This is a genomic window from Moorena sp. SIO4A1 (genome assembly GCF_010672065.1).
GTDB lineage: Bacteria > Cyanobacteriota > Cyanobacteriia > Cyanobacteriales > Coleofasciculaceae > Moorena.
In genome coordinates this window covers 1-1879 of sequence record NZ_JAAHHX010000440.1, presented here as the reverse complement: position 1 = coordinate 1879, position 1879 = coordinate 1, and the positions used below count along the sequence as shown (strand labels likewise).

The window sequence follows — 1879 nt, the reverse complement described above, 5'->3', positions numbered from 1 at the left end:
TATTTGCAATAATAATTAACTGATTTTGAATGCCAATTGCTCTATTGACTGTTCCCTGTTCCCTATTCCCTGTTCCATGTCCCCTATTTCCTCAAAAATAACTAGGGCTTGCTGGAAAAACCGGAAACCCAATGGCATCAATGGTTTGAGCTACCTTGACAGTTGCTTAAGTTCAAGGAAATCTGGTAAGATCCGTCAAAACCCTTGCACCGCCATCAGGGAAAATGTACCGAAAAGTTGACTCAGCCCCCAGCCAACCGGAAGATTTTGAACTGCCCTTTGAAGGAAAGTTATCACAAAATAACCGTTGGGTCATCATGGCTAATCTAGTACCTTGGTCAGAATTTGAAGAGGAATACGCCAAAAATTTTGCGGTGGAGATGGGAGCACCTGCCCTACCATTTAGGATAGCATTGGGTGCATTAATAATCAAAGAGAAATTAGGAATAAGTGATCGAGAAACAGTAGAACAGATAAAGGAAAATCCTTATCTACAATATTTGATAGGTAGAAGTACTTACAGCAACGAAGCACCGTTTGACCCATCACTATTGGTAAAGTTTAGGGAAAGAATAACAGCAAATTTAGTAAACCGAGTGAATGAAAAGATGGTTGGGGAGGTATTAAAAAAAAACGAAAATGAGTCATCAAATGACAACTCAGGTAAAGAAAGAGAGGAAAAAAATAGAGGGCAATTGCTGTCCGATGCGACGGCAGCACCAGGAGATATAAGGTATCCCAATGACTTAGGGTTATTAAATCAAGCTAGAGTCGCCAGTGAAAAAATAATAGATAACCTATATGAAACGGTGAGAGAAAAAGTAAATAAAAAACCAAAAACCTATAGAAACCTGGCTCAGAAAGATTACTTAAAAGTAGCCAAACAACGGAGACCCAGAAAAAAAGAAAGAAGAAAAGCGATAAAAAAGCAACTGCAATATATAAAAAGAAACCTATCCCATATCGAGCAGCTAATCCAAGCAGGAGCAAGGCTAGAGCCTTTGAGCAATAGAGAATATAAGAGCTTGCTGGTGATTGCCGAAGTCTACCGTCAACAACAATGGATGTATGACAATAAAACACAGAGAATTGACAGCAGAATAGTCAATTTAAGCCAACCTCATATCCGTCCCATTGTCAGAGGAAAAGCCGGAACGCCTGTGGAGTTTGGAGCGAAATTATCCGTCAGTTGTATCGATGGATATGTATTTTTAGACCGTATAAGCTGGGATAACTTTAATGAATCAGGGGATTTAAAAAATCAAATTGAAGCCTTCAAATATCGGACAGGAGTTTACCCAGAATCTGTACATGTCGATAAAATTTATCGAACCCGCTCTAATCGAGCCTTTTGTAAAGAGAGGGGAATTAGAATAAGTGGACCTCCCTTAGGAAGACCGAAAGCCAATATTAGTGCAGAAAAAAAGAAGCAAGCCAAAGAAGACGAAATAATTCGTAATGGGATTGAAGGAAAATTTGGAGTATCTAAACGTAGATTTAGCCTAAACCGAGTCATGGCTAAACTTCCTCATACTTCTCAAACAGCTATTGCTATTACTTTTTTAGTCATGAATTTGTCTGCCCTGCTGCGGCAGTTTTTTTGTATTTTTTCGTGCTTCAAACCAAATAACACCTTTTTGGGTAATAAATTATTATTAAACGTTATCATTATGGGACTTGTCACCAATAAACACTCATCTTTGCTTCAGGCATAAATAATTAAATAATTCATCGGTTGTTTTTACCCGACTTATTCAGCAAACCCTACTTAGGGCAGAAATCAACTCTACTAGGATCTGAACAGTTATTTGAAATCGATCTAACAGTAATGAAGCATTTAGTATCTGATTTTGCACCGTCATCATCTGTGACGGTGAGT

Annotated in this window: 2 protein-coding genes; both read left to right on the top strand. The window is 38.3% G+C overall.

Annotated elements, in window-relative coordinates:
- Positions 1–25: 25 nt before the first annotated feature.
- Positions 26–241, top strand: coding sequence for a hypothetical protein (locus tag F6K53_RS39210; protein ID WP_293085311.1), 216 nt, complete (start codon positions 26–28; stop codon positions 239–241).
- Positions 225–1715, top strand: coding sequence for an IS5 family transposase (locus tag F6K53_RS39205; protein WP_293085308.1), 1491 nt, complete (start codon positions 225–227; stop codon positions 1713–1715). Before F6K53_RS39210 ends, F6K53_RS39205 begins: the two co-directional genes overlap by 17 nt.
- Positions 1716–1879 lie beyond the last annotated feature (164 nt).